The sequence below is a fragment of the Enterobacter cloacae complex sp. IR5418 genome (assembly GCF_049238105.1).
Lineage (GTDB): Bacteria > Pseudomonadota > Gammaproteobacteria > Enterobacterales > Enterobacteriaceae > Enterobacter > Enterobacter hormaechei.
Genome location: NZ_JBMKHS010000040.1, coordinates 21,266 through 27,628 on the forward strand (window position 1 = coordinate 21,266; position 6,363 = coordinate 27,628).

Genomic DNA, 6,363 nt, shown 5'->3' on the forward strand with positions numbered 1-6,363 from the left:
TATCATCTTCATATTGATAAATGATAATAATAATTAATATGTTAGTATGAATGAGGATAGCAAACAGTCGCTTACGTTCAAAAGGGCGCTATTTTATTCTCGATGATTTACTGATCACACACCGGGGCGGTGAATGGAACACATTGTTTATGTGGTTGATGACGATGACACAGTCAGGCAGTCCGTTGTTGGGCTGCTGGAATCAGCGGATATACACGCCCTTGGCTTTTCCTCCGCAGAAGCCTTTCTCAGTTACCCCTTTGAGGATCTGCCCTCCTGCGTGATCCTGGATATGCAAATGCCGACGATAACCGGATTTGATGTCGCAGATGCGCTGAAAGCCAGCGGGCGGGAAATACCGATCATCTTTCTCACCGGCCACGGCACCATTCCTATGTCCGTCCGGGCGATCAAAGGCGGGGCCTACGAGTTTCTCACTAAGCCCGTTGAATCCAGCGCGCTGATTGGCTCCATTGAATCCGCGCTCCGGCTGGCACAGCACAACGCCGCCCGCGTCAAAGAGCACTACGCCCTGAAGCAGCGCCATATGTCCCTCACCCCGCGCGAGCGTGAGGTGCTTGAGCTGGCCATCAGCGGCAAGCTCAACAAGCAGATCGCCGCCGAGCTGGGCGTCAGTGAAATTACGGTGAAAGTGCACCGCCGCCGGGTGATGGAGAAAATGCAGGTCCGCTCCGTGGCCGAGCTGGTCAGGGCGGTTGAGCGCCTGACCAAACATCAGCCTGCGGAGTAACCGTTACTCTTCCTGTCCGGCCAGCGGCAGCGCGAAGGTAAACACCGTGCCGTACGGCTCTCTGCGGCGCGCGCTCAGTTTCCCCCGGTGCCGTTCAATGATGCTGGCGCTGATGGTCAGCCCCATCCCCATTCCCTGCGCTTTGGTCGAGTAAAACGAGTCAAAGATCCGCTCGGTATGCTCCGGCTCGATGCCGCTGCCGGTATCGGCAATCTCAAAGATCACCTTCCCCTCGGCGCAGTTCGCGGTGGAGATCGTGATGCTGCACGGGCGATCCGTCACTTCCGCCATCGCTTCCATCGCATTCATCACCAGGTTAAGCAACACCTGCTGGATCTGCACGCTGTCGCCGATGATAAAGCTGCTGTCAGCGTTCAGAAGATAATCAACGCTTATGTGTCGCAGCTCAAGTTCGCTGCGGGAGAGCATAATGATGTGGTGGATCAGGAAGTGCAGATCGATTCGCGTAAACGTGGGATCCTGTTTGCGCGTCAGCGACTGAATGCTGCGGATGATCTCCCCTGCCCGCTCGCCCTCGGCGGCGATCTCCTCCAGCCCCTCTCGCACTTTGTCCAGCCGCGCCGGATCGCGGTTGAGCCAGCGCAGGCTTGCCCCGGCGTTCGAGACAATCGACATCAGCGGCTGGTTGATCTCGTGGGCGATCGACGAGGTCAGCTGCCCGACGGTGGTGGCCCGGGAGACTCGCGCCAGATCCGCCTGTGCCACCCGCATCGCATCCTCCGCCGCCCGCTGGCTGGTGATGTCGGTGATAATACCGTAATACTCATTCACCTCGCTGCCTACGCCCACCGGATCGCCAATCCCGAGGATGTAGCGAACGGAGCCGTCGGTGCGGATGATGCGAAACTCCGCGCGCATCGACAGCCCGTCACGCACGCTCTGGTTAACGAGAGTGCTGATCCGGCCATAATCGTCCTCATGCACGAAGGTCAAAAACTCCGCCATTGAGATCATTTTTTGCTGCTCCGGCAGGCCAAGGATGCGGGCGTACTCTTCGGACATAAACATCAGATCCTGCACCAGCTCCCAGCGCCAGCTGCCGGTGTGGCTGATCTGCTCGCCCAGCATCAGCGAGGTCTGGCTGGCGCGCAGCTCTTTCTCCACCCGTCGGCGCTGGATGTTTTCCGCCAGCAGCTCGGCGTAGAGCCGCGCCGTCTCCAGCGAAACCGCCGCCTGCGCGCCCAGCAGGCTGACCACGCGCGAATGCTCGGCGGTAAACACTTCCGGCATCAGGCGGTTTTCCAGATACAGTACCCCCACCAGCCGCGCCTGTTTGAACATCGGGACGCACATTACGGCGGCGCCGGACGTTACCAGATAAGGATCCTGGCTGAACGGGTGAAACTCCTCCGGTTTGCCGGTGCGGATCTCCTGCCCGGTGCGGATCACCGCGGCCAGCACCGACAGCGGCATGTCCGTCGCCATCGGCGACGCCTTCAGGATGCGCACCCGTACCCCGTCAGTGCTGGTCCAGGCGCTGGCTTCGATCTCCGGGATGTGATTTTCACTGACGCGCAGCAGCAGGCCACGCTGCGCCCCGGCCCGTTCAAGCAGCAGCGTCACCAGGTTTTCGATCAAACGTTCAAGGTTGATCTCTTCGGACAAGGCGCGTGAGGCTTTGATGACGCTCTGTAAATCGCGGATCACCTCGTTCTGGGCGAAGGCCGCCGTGTCATACGCGCGGCTCTGCCCGGAGGCCAGCAGATGCGGGAAGTCCTGCTCCAGCTGGCGCACCTTGGCCTGTGCCCCGGCGCGGCCCCAGGCGGCAATCGAGCCACGGAAATGGGCGTCGGAGGCGGTCGGGTAGCCGCAGGCCAGCGAGAAACGCCCTGCCAGCTCGTGCGCCAGGGCGTTGATCGGGTTAAACCCACCCTCCCGCGAAAGCCGCACCGCTTTTTCATACTGCTCCAGCGCGATGCTGTTCATGCCGTCCAGACGGACGATTTCAGCGTAAATCAGCGCCTCTTTATCGGCAAACGTGCCCGGATTGATCCGCGCCCAGAGGGCGATTTTGTCGTAATGATGATGAATACTGCGGCGATAATCCGCCGAAAAGGTCTCCGGCGTGAGCTGGCGGGAGAGCGCCAGCGCGCTGTAAAAATGGTAATCCAGCAGATGAATATGACCCGGCGCGGACCACGCATACCAGCCCGCCCTATCTAAATCCGCCTGCGCGTCGGCATATTCGCCGCAGGTAAAATGCGCCATCCCGCGATAGAGCCAGTACCAGAACAGCATGGTCGAGGTCTGATCGGGCGCCTGTTCCGGCGGCGCGGGCAGCAGATCGTCAGGCAGCGCCTGGGCGGCGCTCCAGGTGCCCGTCACCGGCGTACGTAAAAACTCCACGTAGCGGCGCTGAATGTGCAGAACGGTTTCAATGTCCTGAAAATCCGTTTTGCGCACAAAGGCCAGGCCGCGATCGATGCTGGTCAGCACGCCATCCAGATGATCGCCCCGGGAGAGGAAGTTGATGATCTGATGACAGGCCGCGAAGCAGGCCATCGTCATGTCGCCGTGGGTCACCGCCGAGGTAAAGCAGGCTTTTGCGCACTCAATCGTGTACGACAGCGGCTGGGTCCAGACGCTGAGCTGGTCGAGCGGCAGCAGGGTTTTGGCTTCATAGGCGTCATAGCCGTGGCGGTTCACCAGCTCGCGAGCCAGCGTGCCGTACTCAAACCCGAGACGGTATTCGGCGTAGCGGTGGCCAATCAGCACGCCAAACCAGGCCATCGCCGTGGTGGATGCGCCGGTTATGCCATGGTCGAGCGTCAGGTGCATCATCCGGCACAGGAGTAAAAAGTGCAGGCGCGGGCAGGTAAAGCTGGCGAATATACTGGCGCTGTAAAGCAGGTTCATCACCGCTTCGGTCTCTGCGCTCTCCATCAGCTTAAGCTGAGAAAACGGGTTCTGCGGCGCGTCGGCGGTGCGTTGACAGAACTGCTGCCAGGCTTCGTCACATTCGGCATTTTCCGGGTAGCGGCTGATCTGGATCCCGAACACGCCCAGCCAGCATAACGACGCCTCCAGCGCCAGGCGGATCTCCGACTGGCGCATATAGACTTCCGCCAGCAGGTTGGCGGCCAGCGCTTTTTCCGTCAGCCCGCCCGGTGAACCGAGGATCGCATCGCACAGCGCGCGCGTGCGCTCCAGGTGCCCAAGCGCAAACTCACAGCCCGCCTCTTCGATATCCAGCATAAAGTCCGAGACCGGGCCAGCGTTCCCCAGCGCTCTGGCGGTCTGGATATAGCTTAAGGCGGAGAGGTAATCGCCGGTACGCTTCGCACGCCGCGCGGCCTGAAGGCTTAGCTCACGGAAACGCTGCCGCTGGGGTGCAGGCTGGATGCAGTCCAGCGCGGCGCTGACGTGGTGAACTGCACGGAACAGCAGTTCGTTGCCCGCCGTCTGCCGCACGGCATCCGCCAGCAGGCTGGCGGTGGTCAGGTGCAGATGGCTTTTCTCGCCCTCATCCAGCAGGGCAAAGGCGGCTTCCTGCACCCGATCGTGGGTAAAGGCGTACTCTTTCTCCGTAAGCACAATCAGCTGAGCGGTAACCGCCGGGTGAAGCGCGTAGCGGATTTCCGCCGCCGACTGCCCCACCACGCGGCACAGCATCTCCAGTTCGCCCGTGCAGCCGAGGCAGGCGATGCTGCCCAGCAGACGGCGCGTCTCGTCAGGCATCTCCTCCAGCTGCTCCAGCACCAGCGTCACCACGTTTTCGGTATAGTGCCGGGCGCGGATGGCCTGGAGATCGTAATGCCATTTGCCCTGGTATTTGTTATGCACCACCAGTCCGTCATCGACGATGCGGCGGAAAAATTCCTGAACGAACAGCGGGTTGCCGCCGGTTTTTTCATGGATCAGCGTGGCAAGATCGGCGGTGCCGGTACTGCGGACATGAAAAATCCCCCCGAGCCAGCGCGCTACGGCCTTCACCGACAGCGGCTGTGGCACGATCGTCGTGGCATGCTGCGCCGCCTCCGGCAGGCTCGCCAGCGCGGTCTGCAAGGTGGCGTCAGAAAGCGAACTGAGATCGCGGTGCGCCACCACCACCAGCAGCGGGATGGCGCCACAGGTACGCAACAGGTGATCGAGCGTTTGCAGGCTGGCGGCGTCAATCCACTGCACATCGTCCAGCAGCAGCACCAGCGGCGCGCCCTGGGTGGCGAAGGTTTTCACCAGCGCCAGCACCATATGGCTGAAGCGCGCCCGCGCGTCGATGGAAAACGTATCCGCCGAGAAACGCGGTTTATTCTCCAGAAGTAAATTCAGCTCCGGCACCAGGCTGACGGCCAGCTCTTCGTAGCCTTCCAGCGCGCGCGACAGGCGGATTTTCCACGTCGCCACCTCCCCGCCCGGCAGCCCGAGCAGGTGCAGCGCGAGCGTCCGAAACGCCGAACTCAGTACGCCGTAGGGCAGCGTGGGGGAATATTGATCGACCTTGCCTACCGCCTACAGCAAGAAGAGGGAGATCCATACTTGAAGATGCTTGTGTTTACAGAGTTTGTGCCGACCCAAGAAATGTTAGCGCAGTTCCTTGTTGAACGAGGCATCAGTGTCGTTAGTCTCAACGGCTCAATGGATCTGTCTGAGCGTAAAAAGGTACAAGCTGCCTTCGCCAGTGATACTCGCATTCTGATTTCAACCGATGCCGGTGGAGAAGGTCTAAACCTTCAGTTCTGCCATGTGATTGTTAATTACGATATGCCATTGAATCCGATGCGCATGGAACAGCGCATTGGTCGCGTCGATCGTATCGGCCAACAGCATATCGTTCGCGCACTAAACTTTGTGCTCGAAGATACCGTTGAGCACAGAGTGCGCGAAGTGCTCGAAGCGAAGTTACAGATTATTCTCGACGAGTTTGGCGTTGATAAGACCAGCGATGTATTGGATTCCTCTGCTGCTAATCATCTGTTTGATGATTTGTTTATCACATCTATCACTGACCCTACTTTGATGGACCAGGAGTTAGCTAAAGCCTTGGCCACCTTAAGAGACGGAGCAGTAGACAAGGGACAACAGGATGCACTGTTTGGTGGCGGAGATCCCTTATCTGCTGATGACTATCGCCAAGCCTTGAACCACCCACTACCCTATTGGGTACAGAGCATGGTCGCTAGTTACTTACACTGGCACCACGATATGCAGCATGTAGCTGATTTTACTGATGAAAGTGATGGCAGTCATACTCTAACTTGGCCAGATGGTGCAACATGGAGTGGAGTAACCTTTGTTGGAAAAATCGCCCAGCAACAGCCAAACTTCACGCATCTAACGCTCGAAAACCCCAGGATAAAAGGGCTGTGTAGTCAATTACCTGTCTGGAGTGAAGCACAACCCATCCCCTGTGTTACTGTTAAGTCACTACCAGCCGGAGCGAATGGCTATTGGGCATTATGGAGTATCCGCCTTGTGGCTGGCCATGAGCGACGCTGCCAATATATGCCAGTCTATATCAAGCCCAACGGTCAATATTACGCAACAGCATCCCAAAGAGTCTGGGATGCTGTCTGCAGCAAAGAATTTGAGATTTTACCGACTTTGTTGAATAAATCGAACTTTTGCTGAGTTGAAGGATCAGATCACGCATC

At 58.9% G+C, this 6,363-nt stretch carries 2 protein-coding genes and 1 pseudogene; 2 read left to right on the forward strand and 1 reads right to left on the reverse strand.

All coding sequences use genetic code 11. The features are described 5' to 3' along the window. Positions 1 to 133 precede the first annotated feature (133 nt). Entirely contained in the window at positions 134 to 751 is a 618-nt protein-coding gene (locus tag ACOTX7_RS20930; protein WP_006810273.1) for a response regulator transcription factor, read from the forward strand. A gap of 3 nt (positions 752 to 754) precedes the next feature. Here ACOTX7_RS20930 and ACOTX7_RS20935 read toward each other — a convergent pair. Next, positions 755 to 5,221: pseudogene (locus ACOTX7_RS20935) on the reverse strand (trifunctional serine/threonine-protein kinase/ATP-binding protein/sensor histidine kinase); the annotation flags it as partial. A 33-nt stretch (positions 5,222 to 5,254) separates the two neighbouring features. Between ACOTX7_RS20935 and ACOTX7_RS20940 the strand changes: the two are divergent. Continuing rightward, entirely contained in the window at positions 5,255 to 6,340 is a 1,086-nt protein-coding gene (locus ACOTX7_RS20940) for a helicase-related protein (protein ID WP_260630771.1), read from the forward strand. The last annotated feature ends 23 nt before the right edge of the window (positions 6,341 to 6,363 follow it).